The 13,090-nt window shown below is 72.1% G+C and carries 13 protein-coding genes and 1 pseudogene; 4 read left to right on the forward strand and 10 right to left on the reverse strand.

The window, feature by feature from the left end:
• Positions 1-170: 170 nt before the first annotated feature.
• From QQG74_RS29740 to QQG74_RS29750, 3 genes and pseudogenes are all read right to left on the reverse strand, one after another.
• Positions 171-1,397, reverse strand: a pseudogene (locus QQG74_RS29740) (glycine betaine ABC transporter substrate-binding protein).
• A 9-nt stretch (positions 1,398-1,406) separates the two neighbouring features.
• Entirely contained in the window at positions 1,407-2,129 is a 723-nt protein-coding gene (locus QQG74_RS29745) for an ABC transporter permease (protein ID WP_341717946.1), read from the reverse strand.
• A gap of 88 nt (positions 2,130-2,217) precedes the next feature.
• Positions 2,218-2,904: an ABC transporter permease gene (locus tag QQG74_RS29750; protein WP_341717947.1), complete on the reverse strand. Its 687-nt coding sequence runs from the start codon at positions 2,902-2,904 to the stop codon at positions 2,218-2,220.
• A 2-nt stretch (positions 2,905-2,906) separates the two neighbouring features.
• On the opposite strand from QQG74_RS29750, the gene QQG74_RS29755 reads away from it, so the two are divergent.
• Entirely contained in the window at positions 2,907-3,902 is a 996-nt protein-coding gene (locus QQG74_RS29755) for an ABC transporter ATP-binding protein (RefSeq protein ID WP_341717948.1), read from the forward strand.
• A gap of 84 nt (positions 3,903-3,986) precedes the next feature.
• Here the strand turns inward: QQG74_RS29755 and QQG74_RS29760 are convergent, their stop codons facing one another.
• The 7 genes from QQG74_RS29760 to folP all read right to left on the reverse strand — a co-directional run bounded on the left by QQG74_RS29760 (position 3,987) and on the right by folP (position 8,679).
• Positions 3,987-4,478, reverse strand: a complete 492-nt coding sequence (locus tag QQG74_RS29760; RefSeq protein ID WP_341717949.1) for a hypothetical protein — start codon at positions 4,476-4,478, stop codon at positions 3,987-3,989.
• 108 nt (positions 4,479-4,586) lie between these two features.
• Positions 4,587-4,892, reverse strand: a complete 306-nt coding sequence (locus QQG74_RS29765; RefSeq protein WP_341717950.1) for a hypothetical protein — start codon at positions 4,890-4,892, stop codon at positions 4,587-4,589.
• Between the two features lie 58 nt (positions 4,893-4,950).
• Positions 4,951-6,162, reverse strand: a complete 1,212-nt coding sequence (locus QQG74_RS29770; protein WP_341717951.1) for an ABC transporter permease — start codon at positions 6,160-6,162, stop codon at positions 4,951-4,953.
• A gap of 225 nt (positions 6,163-6,387) precedes the next feature.
• On the reverse strand, positions 6,388-6,906 hold the full coding sequence (locus tag QQG74_RS29775) for a DUF3180 domain-containing protein (protein WP_341717952.1): 519 nt from the start codon (positions 6,904-6,906) through the stop codon (positions 6,388-6,390).
• Positions 6,903-7,430 (reverse strand): 2-amino-4-hydroxy-6-hydroxymethyldihydropteridine diphosphokinase, encoded by a 528-nt coding sequence (gene folK, locus QQG74_RS29780; RefSeq protein WP_341717953.1) that lies wholly within the window; start codon positions 7,428-7,430, stop codon positions 6,903-6,905. The genes QQG74_RS29775 and folK overlap by 4 nt, the downstream gene beginning before the upstream one ends.
• Positions 7,427-7,786: a dihydroneopterin aldolase gene (folB, locus tag QQG74_RS29785; protein ID WP_341717954.1), complete on the reverse strand. Its 360-nt coding sequence runs from the start codon at positions 7,784-7,786 to the stop codon at positions 7,427-7,429. Before folB ends, folK begins: the two co-directional genes overlap by 4 nt.
• The gene (gene folP, locus QQG74_RS29790) at positions 7,783-8,679 is read right to left on the reverse strand and encodes a dihydropteroate synthase (RefSeq protein WP_341717955.1); all 897 of its coding nucleotides are present in this window, start codon (positions 8,677-8,679) and stop codon (positions 7,783-7,785) included. The genes folB and folP overlap by 4 nt, the downstream gene beginning before the upstream one ends.
• Positions 8,680-9,024: 345 nt before the next feature.
• On the opposite strand from folP, the gene QQG74_RS29795 reads away from it, so the two are divergent.
• From QQG74_RS29795 to QQG74_RS29805, 3 genes are all read left to right on the forward strand, one after another.
• On the forward strand, positions 9,025-9,342 hold the full coding sequence (locus QQG74_RS29795) for a hypothetical protein (protein WP_111241848.1): 318 nt from the start codon (positions 9,025-9,027) through the stop codon (positions 9,340-9,342).
• 14 nt (positions 9,343-9,356) lie between these two features.
• On the forward strand, positions 9,357-9,719 hold the full coding sequence (locus QQG74_RS29800; protein ID WP_131301716.1) for a hypothetical protein: 363 nt from the start codon (positions 9,357-9,359) through the stop codon (positions 9,717-9,719).
• A gap of 97 nt (positions 9,720-9,816) precedes the next feature.
• Positions 9,817-13,089, forward strand: a complete 3,273-nt coding sequence (locus tag QQG74_RS29805) for an ATP-binding protein (protein WP_341717956.1) — start codon at positions 9,817-9,819, stop codon at positions 13,087-13,089.
• Position 13,090: the final 1 nt, after the last annotated feature.

Consider the following 13,090-nt stretch of genomic DNA (forward strand, 5'->3'; position numbering starts at 1 on the left):
CAGCCTACCGAGAGTTGCGTTTGCTGCAAACGCTCCTGCGGCAGGTGCTGAAAGTGAGTTTGGCGGCCTTCCGGAGCAGACGCTCCGACCTGCGACGATCGGGTGTCCGGTTCGGCGACTCCGGGCGCCCTCGGCCGAGTCGACCGAGGGCGCCCGGCGCCGGGGCGTGCTCAGCTCTGCGCGTACGCCGCGTCGGTGGAAAAGACCAGACCGACGCTGATCGTGCCGTTGCGCAGGCCGGTCTTGGTCAGCGGACCACCCTGGTCGAGCGAGGAGAACGAGCCGACCTGGAGCCCGTAGGTCTGCTCCAGACCCGGCTTGCAGAACGGGCGCTCCTGGCACTCCGGCGGCCCGCCCAGCACCGTGGCCGTGCCCGAGCACTTCTCCGCCAACTCGGAGAGCGTCCGCACGCCGTACTGCTCGGCGAACTCCTTGGTCACGGCGAAAGCGTTCTGGCTCTGCGCGGCGGCCGGCGCGCCGAAGGTCAGGCCCACCTTCTCGCCGAGGCCACGCAGGGCGGTGACGGTGGCGTCCACGTCCGGCGACGAGACCGGCTCGCCGCCGCTGTTCACCTTGCCGTTGAGGAATTCGGCCAGGGTGGCCGCGTACTCCGGGACGACCTGGATCTCGCCCTTCTCCAGCGCCGGCTCGTAGAGCTCCCGGTTGCCGATCTGCTGGACGGTGACCTGGTAACCGGCAGCGGCAAGTTGGATCTTGTAAAGCTCGGCGATGATCTCGCTTTCGGTGAAGTTCCCCGCCCCGACGGTGAGCCGCCCGCCCGGCCCCCGCTCGACCCCGTCGGCGAGCCCGTTGGCGGTGGCGAACTCCTGCGCCGCCGCCTGGGCGCTCTTCCGGTCCACGTCGACCGCCTTGTTGAGCAGTACGAGTTTCGGGGTGTCGAGCACGGCGGAGACCTTGTCGAGGGCCGCGATGAGCTGCGGCGTGGCCGCCTTGCTGTGCACTGCGGGGATGACGTTGTCGGCGTTCTGCAGCGCCTTGTCGTCCTCGAGTGCGATCAACTGCTGGCCGGCCACCGGGGCGCAACCCGCACCCGACGCGGCCTGCTGCGGCGCCTCCGTGCCGGAGGAGCCGGCCTCCCCGCACCCGGCCAGCACGCCGGCCGCGGCGACGGCCCCGACGACCGCGATGGACAGTCTTCTACCTGCGCGCATATGCCCGCCTCCCGTGTCCCGGCGCGCCCCGTCCGGGCCGGCCGCGTGTCCGACGGGCGATGTCACCTTTCGGCCGCCCGCGACCTTCACCCAACATCCTGTCCTCGGCCACCGACAAGTTCTGGCGACCTTCGTCACCCGACCGTCACCATCCGCCGCCGTGGCGGGGCCGTGGCGGGGCGGGGCCGTGGCGGGGCGGGGCCGGCAGCGGGGCGGGGCCGGCAGCGGGGCGGCTCAGGACCCGGTGACCGCGTCTGCGGCGCGGCGGCCGGCACCTCGTCTGGCCCGGCGTAGCGGCCCAGGGGTGACCAGCCGCTCGACGAACGCGAAGATCAACTCCACGCTCAGCGCGAGCCCGGCGACGAGCAGCCCACCGGCGAGGATCTGACCGCCACCGACGGCGATGCTCAGACCGAAGCCCAGCCGGATGATCTCGCCGAGACCGCCGCCGTTGACGAAGGTCGCCAGCGCTGCCGTGGCGACCACCTGGACTGCGGCGGTGCGGAAGCCGGCGGCCAGGTACGGCACCGCGAGCGGCAACTCGACCCGGCGCAACACCTGCATCCCGGTCATGCCCATGCCCCGGGCCGCCTCCCGGGTCTGCGGGTCGACCTGCCGCACCCCGGTGTACGCGTTGGCCAGCAGCGGCGGCACCGCGAACACCGCAAGCGCCACCACCACGGCCGGGCGGCCGAAGCCGAGGAAGGTCAACGGGAGGATGGTCAGCAGGGCCAGCGTCGGCACCGCCAGGGTGACGTTGGAGACGAGCACGACCAGCCCGCCGCCGCGCCCGGCGTGCCCCAGCCAGAGGCCGAGTGGCCAGGCCACCAGGCAGCCGAGCAGCACCGCAGCCGCCGAGATGCTCACGTGCTCGCCGAGCCGGTCCAGGATGCCGCCCGGGTTCGTCCAGTTCAGCGGATCGTTGAGCCAGCGCACCGCCTGCTCCACGGGATTCATCGTGGCCTCCGGTGGCTAGCGCCGCACTTACCGCCACCGGCGCCGACGCCGGCCCCGACGGCGCTACCCGCGCAGCCGCGCCGGCCGCTCATCCGACCCGTCCGCGCAGCCACGGGGTGAGCAGCCGGCCCACGCCGACCAGGAGCAGGTCGAGCAGCAGGGCCAGCAGGACGCAGAGCAGCGTTCCGGTCATGATCTGCGACTTGTAGAAGTTGTTCTGGAAGCCGGCAAAGATGATCTGCCCGAGACCACCGCGACCGATCACCACGCCGACGGTGACCAGCGCCACCGTCGAAACCGTGGCCAGCCGCAGGCCGGTGAGGATGCCCGGCAGAGCCAGCGGCAGTTCCACCCGCAACAGCCGGCCCCAGCGCCCGTACCCCATCCCCTCGGCCGCCTCGCGCACCTCCGAGGGCACCTGGTTGAGCCCGGCGACGGTGTTCCGGACGATCACCAGCAGCGCGTACAGCACCACCACGCTGAGCACGGTAGCCACGCCGATGCCCAGGTAGGGCGCGATGAACGCGAACAGGGCCAGGGACGGGACCGTGTAGAGCACCCCGGTGAGTGCGAGAATCGGCCCCGTGAGCGGCCGGAACCAGTACGCCACCACGGCCAGCGGGACGGCGATCAACGCGGCGATCAACACCGCCCGTAGGGTCAGCGTGGTGTGGTCACGCAGCGCGGCGACCACCGTGTCAGAGTTGTCCCGCAGGTACTGCCAGGAGAACCAGGGGTTACCCGGGTCGGCCCGGTAGCTCAGGCGGAAGGACATACGTGGACGGTACCCGGCTCGCCGACGACGGTCAGCGCGCGGCGTCGATCACCCTCGACGGCATCGGCAAGCGTTACCCGGACGGCACCGAGGCGGTGCGCGAACTCAGCCTGCACGTCGAGGCGGGCGAATTGGTCGTGCTGATCGGGCCGTCGGGCTGCGGCAAGTCGACGGTGCTGCGCATGGTGAACCGGCTGATCGAGCCGACCAGCGGCCGAATCCTGCTCGGGGACTCCGACGTCACCCGGGTCGATCCGGTCCGGCTACGCCGACAGATCGGGTACGTGATCCAGAACGTCGGGCTCTTCCCCCACCAGACGGTGGCCGCGAACGTCGCCACGGTGCCCCGGCTGCTCGGCTGGTCCCGGGACCGGACCCGGCAGCGCGTCGGGGAACTACTGGAACTGGTCGGCCTCGATCCGGCACAGTTCGGCCGCCGCTACCCGCACGAACTCTCCGGCGGTCAGCGACAGCGGGTGGGGGTGGCCCGGGCGCTCGCAGCCGACCCGCTGGTGCTGCTGATGGACGAGCCGTTCTCCGCCGTCGACCCGATCGTGCGGACCCGGCTTCAGGAGGAGTTCCTGCGGCTACAGGCCGAGGTGCGCAAGACGATCGTGCTGGTCACCCACGACCTGGACGAGGCCGTTCGGCTCGGCGACCGGATCGCGGTGCTCTCCGAGGGCGGCCATCTGGAGCAGTACGACCCGCCGGCGGTCCTGCTCGGTGCCCCCGCCACCCCGTTCGCCCGCGAGTTCGTCGGCGCCGACCGGGGCATCCGCCGGCTCGCGGTCACCCCGGTCACCCGGGAGGTGCTCGAACCGCTGCCCGCCGACGGCGGCGCGGAGTTGCCCGCGGTGGCGCTGGGCGGCTCGGCGTACGACGCGCTGGCCGTGCTGCTCACCTCGCCCGGTGGCCACGCCGTGGTCACCGAGGAAGGGCGGCCGGTCGGGTTGCTGCGCCGGGAGCGCATTCTGGCGCTGGCGGAGTCGACCGGCTGAGCGGCCGGGACGCTGGCCGGGCCCGCGATGACACGGGCCCGGCCGCGCGCCTGCCGAACGACTCCGGCGCGCCCGGCCGCGACGTCAGCGACGTCCCCGGTAGCCACCCAGGGTCGCGATGCCGATGATCCAGCCGACGAAGAGGCCGTACTCCGCACCGTCGCCGGCGGCCTGGAAGGCCCCGAGCAGCGACGGGTTGGTCCGGATCAGCGCGGTGAGCAGGGCCGCGAAGGCCCCCGCGAAGATGTACGCCGCCCAGCCGGCGAAGAACTGACTGAGCGTGCCCCGGGCGCGGGCGAGTTGGGAGCCCGGAAGGAGGTAGAGGAAGAGGAAGGTCAGGGCGACCACGAGGATCGCCTTCAGATCCGCGGCGAAGATCTCCTGGATCGAGTCGGAGGAGTCGAATCGCCAGGCCGGCCAGGCGAGCAGTCTCAGGAACCAGCCACCGGCGCTGTCCGGATCGGTGTTGTCCCTGGCCCAGTCGGCGTACCACGGGCTGCCGAAGACCAGGACCAGGAGAAGTGCCGCGAGCGTGCCGGCACCCGGTGCGGACTTGTAACGATTGGTGAGAGCCATGGCCCCGCTAGTTCCCAGCGGATCGACATGGGCAAACGCGGTGCGTGATTTATGGTGCTACGCCGGGCTCGACGAGGGTGCCGGGCGGCCGGTCAGGACAGCGCCGGATCAGTGCTTCATCAGGTAGTCGATGAAGGCGGCGCGCAGCAGCGGAGCGGACTCCTCGTAGCCGTGGCCGGTCATCTCCCGCCACAGCGCGACCGCCTCGTCGACCGTCGGTCCGACCGAGTTCGGCGCGCCGTCCAGCGCCGCGGCCTCGTCCGCGTTCGGCAGGTGCCGCAGCACCGACCAGAAGAACCCCACGTCACGGCGCTCCCGGGCCAACGCGAACGCCTGCTCGCGCAGTTCCTCGGTGGAGAGGACGTCCAGTTCCTCGAACGACCGGCCGCCGGAGATCGATGATGTGTCGGTCATGCGCCGAGCCTAACCGGCGAGATCACATCCGGCTCGCCGAGACGCACCAAGCCGCCACTCACCGTTCCTCGGTGTCCCAGGTCCGCGCGCCGGTCTCCCACCGGCGGGTGCTCCACGGGTCGGCCGTACCCCCGGTCGTCTGGGTAGGCAGGACCGGCGGCCAGTCGCCGACCGGCGCCGACCGTGGCAGGGCCCACCCACCGGAACTCGCCGGATCGCCGGCCGGTGGCGGCGCGGGCCACCCGGTCGGTCCCGGCACCGGCCGGCCGTACCGCTCGACCAGCCGGGTGACCACCAGCCCCGCCGCAAGTGCGACACCGCCGACCGCCCAGCGGCTCACCGTCCAACCACGCTGCTGCGCGTACGCGAAGAACAGGCCGAGCGCACCGGCCACCAGGAGCGTGCCGAACACGCCGCCCCGCAGCCCGAAGGCGCTGGTCCCGGCGAGCAGCGCCGCGCCCACCGCAAGCACCGTCCAGTCCAGCCCGGCGGTCGGCGTCATCGCCCCCTCGGACGCGGCGAAGAGTGCACCGGCGAGCATCGCCAGCACGGTGGAACAGACGTACCCGCCGGTGACGACGACCGCAGCCGCCACTCCGCGCCGCCGCGCCGGATCGGCGACCGGACGGAATCGACCGGTAAACCGGCGGATCGGGCTCATCGCCCCGAACAACCCCCCGATGACCGCGATCGCGGCCAACCCGACGAAGAGTCGACCGGCTATGCCGCGCGGATCGTAGTCGCCCTGCACCAGCACCGGCGCGGAACGCTGCTCGACGTAGACGATGACGCCGGCCGCACCGCCCAGACTGGCCGCCCAGCCCGGCACGTGCAGCAGCACGACGACCAGCCCCAGCACCAGCCCGCCGAGGGCGGCCACCGCAGCGGCGGTGCCAACGGCGACGGGCAGACCCCGATCGCCCTGCTCGGCGAAGTGCAGCCCGGCGGCGACCGCCACCGGGCCGACCGCGAGATTCACCGCGGCGGTACGCAGACTCAGCCCGGCGGCCATCGCCAACAGACCGAAGCCGACCACGTCAAGGATGAGGGCGCGCAGCCCACTGCCCCGCAGCGTCGCCGGATTCTCCCGCCAGAGCAGGTACACCAGGGCACTGAAGCCGAGCAGCAGGATGGTCTCCCAGACCATGTGGACACCGAACCGATCCCGGCCCGGTTCACCGCCCTGCGGGTCGTCGGCACCGCTCGGGTCCACCTCGTCGGCGGGGGTCGGCTCCAGCGGCCCGCTCCGGCCAGGTTCCTCGTACCCCATGATCCCTGCCTCCCAGCGGCCGCCCGGACGCACCGACACGCGGAGGGACCGGCGGCGGCCGTTGCCTTCCGGTCGCAGGCACCGTACCCGCGCTCCCAGCCGGGCGTAACCCCCGGCCGAGCAGGTGTCGGAGTGCCGGCAGCGCAGGCGGACGCCGGTCCGGCGGCGCGGAGAGCTGTTCGATACCCGACGATCCGTCGGGGCGCGAACGATCGACTGGTCTCGCTAACGTCGACCGGGGCGGGTTTCCCGGTCGTCGGGCTCGTGCTCGTCCTCCGGGCGCTCCGGGACCCGGCACGACCGCTCCAGCCAGAGCGCGGCGGCGACGAGCGCGACCGAGGCCAGCAGGCCGGCGACGGCGGCGGGAAGGTCCTCGCCGGCCGCCCGCGTGGTCTGCACCAACAACCAGCCGGTCAGCCCCGCGTAGAAGCCGGCGAAGATCGCCCCGACCAGGGCGGATGCCTTGGCGAGGACGACGAACCGGGCGACCATCAGCGGGTTCACCGGCTCCCGGCCGGGCCGGCGGTCGATCCGCCCCCGGGTGTTGATCGCGGCGTACGCCTCAAGCACCGCGAGGCCGGCCAGGGTGACCACCGGAAGCCAGGGCAGCGGGGGCAGCCGGGTGTAGTAGAAACTGCTGATCAGCAACCAGGCAGCCGCCGCGGCGGCCAGGGCGGTCACCACCAGGGTCGAGATGCGGGTCGGTCCCATCCGCGGCCCGTCGGGAGGTGGGGACTGCGTCATGCTTCCGACTCTAACGTCAGATCCGGTCGGGGGCGCAGTTCCGCGACCTCGGCCGCAGCCGGCCCGTAGGTCAACAGGTCGGTGAGCCGACCGTGCCCGGGCAGCTGACCGTAGGGCTGGATGTCGATCCACGGCCGCAGCACGAAGGCCCGCAGATGCGCCCGTGGATGCGGCAGGATCAACTCCGGGTCGTCGCTGAGCACCGGCTGGTCGTCGTCGCTCCACACCGCGACGACGTCGACGTCGAGGGTGCGCGGCCCGAACCGTCGCGCCGGATCCCGGACCCGACCCGCGGCCTGCTCCGCCGCCCGAGCCCGCGCCAACCAGTCGTACGGCCCGGCCATGGGGTCCACGGCCAGGAGCACCGCGTTCAGGTACGCCGGCTGCTCGGTGTCGCCCCATGGCGGGGTCTCGTACACCCCCGAGACCACCAGCACCCGCTCGCCAAGCGTGGCCAGGGCGGTGCGCAGGTGACCGAGCCGGTCGCCGAGATTGCTGCCGAGGGAGAGTACGGCGCGGGTCATCGGGTCCGGCGCATCGTGACCGCGACATCGGCGAAGGCGTACGGGACCGGCGCCTCGGGCTTGTGCACGGTGACCGTCGCGGCGCGGACCCGGGCATCGGCCAGGCAGACCTCGATCAGCCGGTCGGCCAAGGTCTCGATCAGGTTGACCGGCTCGCCGGTGACCACCGCCACCAGGCGGTCGGCCAACTCGCCGTAGTGCACGGTGTCGGCCACCTCGTCGGAGCGGGCGGCGGAGGTCAGATCCAACTCCAGCACGGCGTCCACGACGAACTCCTGCCCCCGGGCACGTTCGAAGTCGTAGACCCCGTGCCGACCGTACGCGCGTAGGCCGGTAAGCGTTATCCGGTCGGTCATCGGCGTACTCCCGGGTCGGCGTGCTGGTCGGCGGGCGGTGCGGTGCCGGGTGGCCAGGCCAGCTTCGGCCGGCCGGTGGCCTGCCAGACGGCGAGCGCGTCGACGGTCGCCCGCACGTCGTGCACGCGCACCCCCCAGGCGCCGGCCGCGACCGCGAGCAGGCTGGTGGCGACGGTGGCCATCTCACGGTCGGCGGTGGGCCGGGGCGCGCCGTCGGGCCCGGCCAACAGCAGACCGAGGTACGACTTGCGGCTGGCCCCGAAGAGCAGTGGGTAGCCCAACTCCAGCAACTCGGGCAGCCGGGCACTGAGCTGCCAGTTGTGTGCCGCGGTCTTGGCGAAACCGAGCCCCGGATCGATCACGATGCGGTCCGCGGCCACCCCGGCCGCGAGCGCCGCCGTCACCCGCTGGTCGAGTTCGGCGCGCACCTCGGCGACCACGTCGCGGTAGCTGGCCAGCTCGCTCATCCGCCGGGAGTGGCCCCGCCAGTGCATCAACACCCAGGGGCAGCCGGCGTCGCGGACCACCCGGGCCATGTCCGGATCGGCCAGGCCGCCGGAGACGTCGTTGACCACCACCGCGCCGGCCGCGAGTGCCGCCTCGGCGACTCGGGCACGGGTGGTGTCGATGCTCACCGGTACGCCGGCTCCGGTCAGCGCCCGGATGACCGGCAGTACCCGGGCGCTCTCCGCCTCGGCGTCCACCCGGTCGGCGCCGGGACGGGTCGACTCTCCACCCACATCGACCAACCCGGCCCCCTCGGCACGCAGCCGGACGCCGTGTGCGACGGCGGCATCGACGTCGGCGTAGCGTCCGCCGTCGGAGAACGAATCGGGCGTGACGTTCAGGACGCCCATCACCACCGGGGCCGGGGCCCGTACCAGCTCGGTCACGACTAGACGGTACCGGCCTCACCGGACATGTCGAACAGCCCGGGTTCCAAGGCCCTGACATGCGAATTGGAACAGGTGTACGATCGGTCGTCCGGGCCGAATCGGGCAGTCTCTTCGCGGCTTGTCGCAAAGGAGGGCGGCCCGTACGCTGTGGAATTGCCCGGCATCGAGACGGCGACGCGGTTAGGGAGGGCCCAAAGCGGGAGAATTCGCCCAAAAATCGCCACCTTCCGTGGCGAGAGACGCACGCACGGTCTCGACCGCTGCGCAGAGTGAGCATCGATCCCGTCAGGCTTGCCTACTGCACCACCGCGGCGTCGCCGGCCGCGACTTGGGGAGGTTCCAGTGATCGCCATCGAGCTGATGGAAACGGCGTCCACAAACGCCCTCCACCTGCTCTCCACCGTGGCGTCGTCGATCCCGCTCGCCGCCGAGGAGCCAAAGGGGATCAACACCGAGGGCGTCGTCACCTTCTTCGCCAGCAAGATCGCTCCGATCCTACTGGCCGTCCTGGGTGTCATCTTCATCGGCCGCGCCAGCCGGGGCGAGATTTCCAAGGTGTTGACCAGCTCCGCAATCGCGATCGTCGGGCTGGCCTTCATCGCCGGGGCCGCCACCCTCTTCTTCATCGGCGATTTCCTGATCAACCTGATCTTCCAGTAGGCGCGGTTCACGAGATGCGGCTGCGCACCGACGACGACATCTACCGGGCCCGCCTGGTCTACCTCGGGCCGCCCGGCTACACCCTTCCGGTCCACCTGCCGTACGCCCAGTACGGGCTCTTCATTCTGCTCGTTCCCCTCTACATGTTCATCCACTGGTTGTTCACGCTGCAGGTCGAGCTCTTCCCTGCGTGGGAGATCGCCCTCGCCATCGTGACCACCTCGTTCGTCTTCCGGTACGTCGACCCGGATCGGCCGGCGCGCATGGTGATCCGTACCGCGCTTACCGACTGGCGACGCACCCGGGAGCCGGCCGCCGAACAGCGCGACCCGCGCCTGGTCGGTAGCGGGATCAGGATCCGGGAGGAACTGGCATGACCGGCTGCACGCCGTACGGGCCGCTCGACGGGTTGCCGGGCAACCCCGGGAAGCACGGTCGCTCGACACCGCCCGCGGATCCGGGCAGGACGATCTCATGAGCCGCTCCTCCACGCCGGGATCCCCGGCCGGACGCCCGGCCGCAGCGCACGGTAACCGTGCGCGTTCGTTCGACTACCCACAAACCGGCGAGCTTGATGACGCTTCCCTCGATCCGGCCCTGGCCAACACGCCGGGCCACGGCAGTGTCGGCGTCTTCCAGGCACCCCGTCCGGCACCGCGCCGATCGGCAGCGGCCGAGCCCACGGCGTCCACTTCGGCCACTCGCGATGGCGCCGACATCGACTCGCCCTTCCTGGACCTGTTCGGTGGGGCGTACGCCCGACCAGGTTCCGCGCCCCGGCCCAACGGCGCCCCAGCACGGGCCCTGCCGCAGCAGGCGGCTCCCGTCCCGCCGGCCCCGTTGACCCGCCAGACCGCACCGCCTGCGGTGCCCGCGCAGCCCGGCCCCCGCCGACCGCAGCCACCGGCCGACCGGTCGACGACGCCACCGCGCTCGCCGGCCCGGGCAGCACAGCCTCCTCCCGTACGGCGGCCCCGTCCCCGGTGCCCGCGCCGGCCGGCGAACGGCGGCCGGCCGCGCGGCCCCCGCCGAGGATCCGGCCCGGGAACCGGCTGCCGCGGTCGGCCCCCGCCCCGGGCACCGGAGCAGGCCCCGCCCGCCACCCGTGCCGTCAGCCCACCCCGGCAGCGGTCGGTCGACCGCCGCGACCGACCGGTCAAGCCCGCCCGGGTCCGGCCCCCGAAGATCAAATTCGGCGATCGTGATCCGGCGGTGGAGCTGGCCATCACCGAGATCGCCGGCCACCTGACCTTCACCCCGAACACCGTCACCGCCTGGTACTGGCTGCCCGAGGTGCGCTGGGCCTTCCGACCGGACGCGGAACGCGAGGCGCTGCTCTCGGCGATCTCCGAGCAGTACGCCGGCCTGGCCGGGTTCCGGTTGCACCTGCGCCGCACCACCCGCCCCTTCCCGGCCGACGAGTGGGCCCGCACCATCGACGCGAACACCGCCGCGCCGCTACCGGACGTGCCGGGCACGACCGGCTGGGCCGACCACCTCGTGGCCGCGCAACGACACCTGCTCTCGGTCAACCACGCCGAGGGCCAGACCTACCTCGGCGTGACCTTCGCCCGTCGTTCCCTCGGCGACTCGCTCACCGAGCGATTGCTCCGCACCTTCGGCCGAGGCGTCGCCGAGGGTGAGCGACGAAAGCTCGGTCGCACCGTCGAGCAGTTCGACGAGGTGCTGGGGGCGTTCGGCATGCGCGGGCGGCGGGTCACCGCGCAGGAACTGGAGTGGCTGCTCTACCGGTCGGTGGCGCTCTGCATGGCGCCCCCCGGCGCGCTCTCGCCGATCACCAACGGGCGCTGGGAACGCGGTGATCTGCTCGCCCTCACCGAGCAGGTGGAGCGCTACCGCACCCCCTACGGTTCGACGGTCAAGCTGGTCAACCGGATGACCGGCGAGGAACGGCACGTGGCGGTGCTCGCCGTGGGCCGGATGGAGCCACTGGAGATACCCGAGCGCCACGAGCCCTGGCTGCACTTCCACGAGCGGCTGCCGTGGCCGATGGAGCTCTCCACCCGGGTCGACATCCTCGGCTCCGGTGACTCCTTCCGCAACCTCGAACACCGACTGCGGATGATCCGGTCGCAGCAACTCGACTACGCCGAACACGGCATCGACGCCCCACCGGAGCTGGAGCGGTTGGCCAAGCGGGCACTGGTCATCGGTGACGAGATGACCACCGGCCTGCCAGTGGACTCCGCCCGGGCGCACGGCTGGCATCGGCTCGCGGTGGGTGGGCGTACCCGGGAGGAGTGCCTGGAGCGGGCCCGCCGCCTGATCCAGCTGTACTCCCGCGAGCTGCGCATCTCACTGCAACACCCGAAGAACCAGGACTGGCTGGCCCGGGAGTTCATCCCCGGTGAGCCGATCGCCAACACCGGCTACGTCCGGCGGATGCCGGTTCACCTGTTGGCGGCGGCGCTGCCGCAGGCCGCCTCCACGGTCGGCGACCGGCGCGGCGACCTGATCGGACGCACCGCCGGCACCTGCCGCCGGCCGGTCTTCCTCGACCTGCACTTCCCGATGGAGGTCCGCGAACGCTCCGGCCTCGCGGTCTTCGTGGCCGAACCGGGTGGTGGCAAGTCGACCCTGCTCGGCGCACTCGGATACCTCGCCGCCCGGCGCGGCGTGCAGGTGACCCTGCTCGACCCGTCCGGTCCGCTGGCCCGACTCTGCGCGATGCCGGAGCTGCGGCCCTACTCCCGGGTGCTGAACCTGACCGGCTCCGAACACGGCACGCTGGCACCGTACTCGTTGATCCCGACGCCGCTGCGGAGCGAGTTCGTAACGGGCCCTGCCGGGGACCGCGAGTTCGAGATCGCGGTCTCCAACGCCCGCGCCGAACGCCGAATGCTGGTGCAGGACATCTGCATGATGCTGGTGCCGCCCCAGGTGGCCCGCGAGGCATCGACCGCCACCCTGTTCCGGCACGCGGTACGACAGGTGCCCGCCGAGGAAACCTCCACCCTGGACGACGTCGTCAGCTGCCTCGGGCAGCTCGACGACCACGCCGGCCGGGAGCTGGCCAACCTGCTGCTGGACACCGCCGAGATGCCGCTGGCCATGCTCTTCTTCGGCCGTCCGCCGGAGGGGCTGCTCGGCCCCGACGCGGCACTCACTGTGATCACCATGGCCGGTCTCCGGCTGCCCGATCTGAAGATCGAACGCGAGTACTGGTCGGCAGAGGAGTCGCTGGCCCTGCCGATGCTGCACACCGCGCACCGGCTGGCGGTACGTCGCTGCTACGGCGGCGCGATGTCCTCCCGCAAGCTGGTCGGACTGGACGAGGCGCACTTCATGGAGGGATGGCGCTCCGGCCGATCCTTCCTCGTCCGGCTCGCCCGCGACTCCCGGAAGTGGAACCTCGCCGCGCTTGTCGCCTCGCAGAACCCCCGCGACATCCTCGGTCTCGACGTACAGAACCTCGTCTCGACCGTCTTCGTCGGCCGGATCGCCGAGGACGCGGAGATCGCCTCCGAGGCGCTCCGGCTGCTGCGCGTACCGGTGGACGACGGGTACGAGGCGACCCTCGCCTCCCTCTCCACCGCCGACGCCACCTCCGCCCACCGGCTCGGCTTCCGCGAGTTCGTCATGCGCGACGTCGACGGCCGAGTGCAGAAGGTACGCGTCGATGTCTCCTATGTGGACGGCCTGCTCGACCACCTCGACACCACTCCCGCCGCCATCGCCGCCGCTGCCGGGGTGCTGCCGACCGTGCTGCCTGACATGGAGGCTTGAC

It is taken from the genome of Micromonospora sp. FIMYZ51 (assembly GCF_038246755.1).
Classification (GTDB): Bacteria; Actinomycetota; Actinomycetes; order Mycobacteriales; family Micromonosporaceae; genus Micromonospora.

What these genes read in the sequence shown, in the direction of transcription:
- QQG74_RS29775 (WP_341717952.1), bottom strand. Translation starts at nt 6,906, where the DNA reads ATGACGCAGTCCCCACCTCCCGACGGGCCGCGGATGGGACCGACCCGC.
- folK (WP_341717953.1), bottom strand. Translation starts at nt 7,430, where the DNA reads ATGACCCGCGCCGTACTCTCCCTCGGCAGCAATCTCGGCGACCGGCTC.
- QQG74_RS29800 (WP_131301716.1), top strand. Translation starts at nt 9,357, where the DNA reads ATGCGGCTGCGCACCGACGACGACATCTACCGGGCCCGCCTGGTCTAC.
- QQG74_RS29770 (WP_341717951.1), bottom strand. Translation starts at nt 6,162, where the DNA reads ATGGGGTACGAGGAACCTGGCCGGAGCGGGCCGCTGGAGCCGACCCCC.
- QQG74_RS29805 (WP_341717956.1), top strand. Translation starts at nt 9,817, where the DNA reads ATGAGCCGCTCCTCCACGCCGGGATCCCCGGCCGGACGCCCGGCCGCA.
- QQG74_RS29750 (WP_341717947.1), bottom strand. Translation starts at nt 2,904, where the DNA reads ATGTCCTTCCGCCTGAGCTACCGGGCCGACCCGGGTAACCCCTGGTTC.
- QQG74_RS29760 (WP_341717949.1), bottom strand. Translation starts at nt 4,478, where the DNA reads ATGGCTCTCACCAATCGTTACAAGTCCGCACCGGGTGCCGGCACGCTC.
- QQG74_RS29765 (WP_341717950.1), bottom strand. Translation starts at nt 4,892, where the DNA reads ATGACCGACACATCATCGATCTCCGGCGGCCGGTCGTTCGAGGAACTG.
- QQG74_RS29745 (WP_341717946.1), bottom strand. Translation starts at nt 2,129, where the DNA reads ATGAATCCCGTGGAGCAGGCGGTGCGCTGGCTCAACGATCCGCTGAAC.
- folB (WP_341717954.1), bottom strand. Translation starts at nt 7,786, where the DNA reads ATGACCGACCGGATAACGCTTACCGGCCTACGCGCGTACGGTCGGCAC.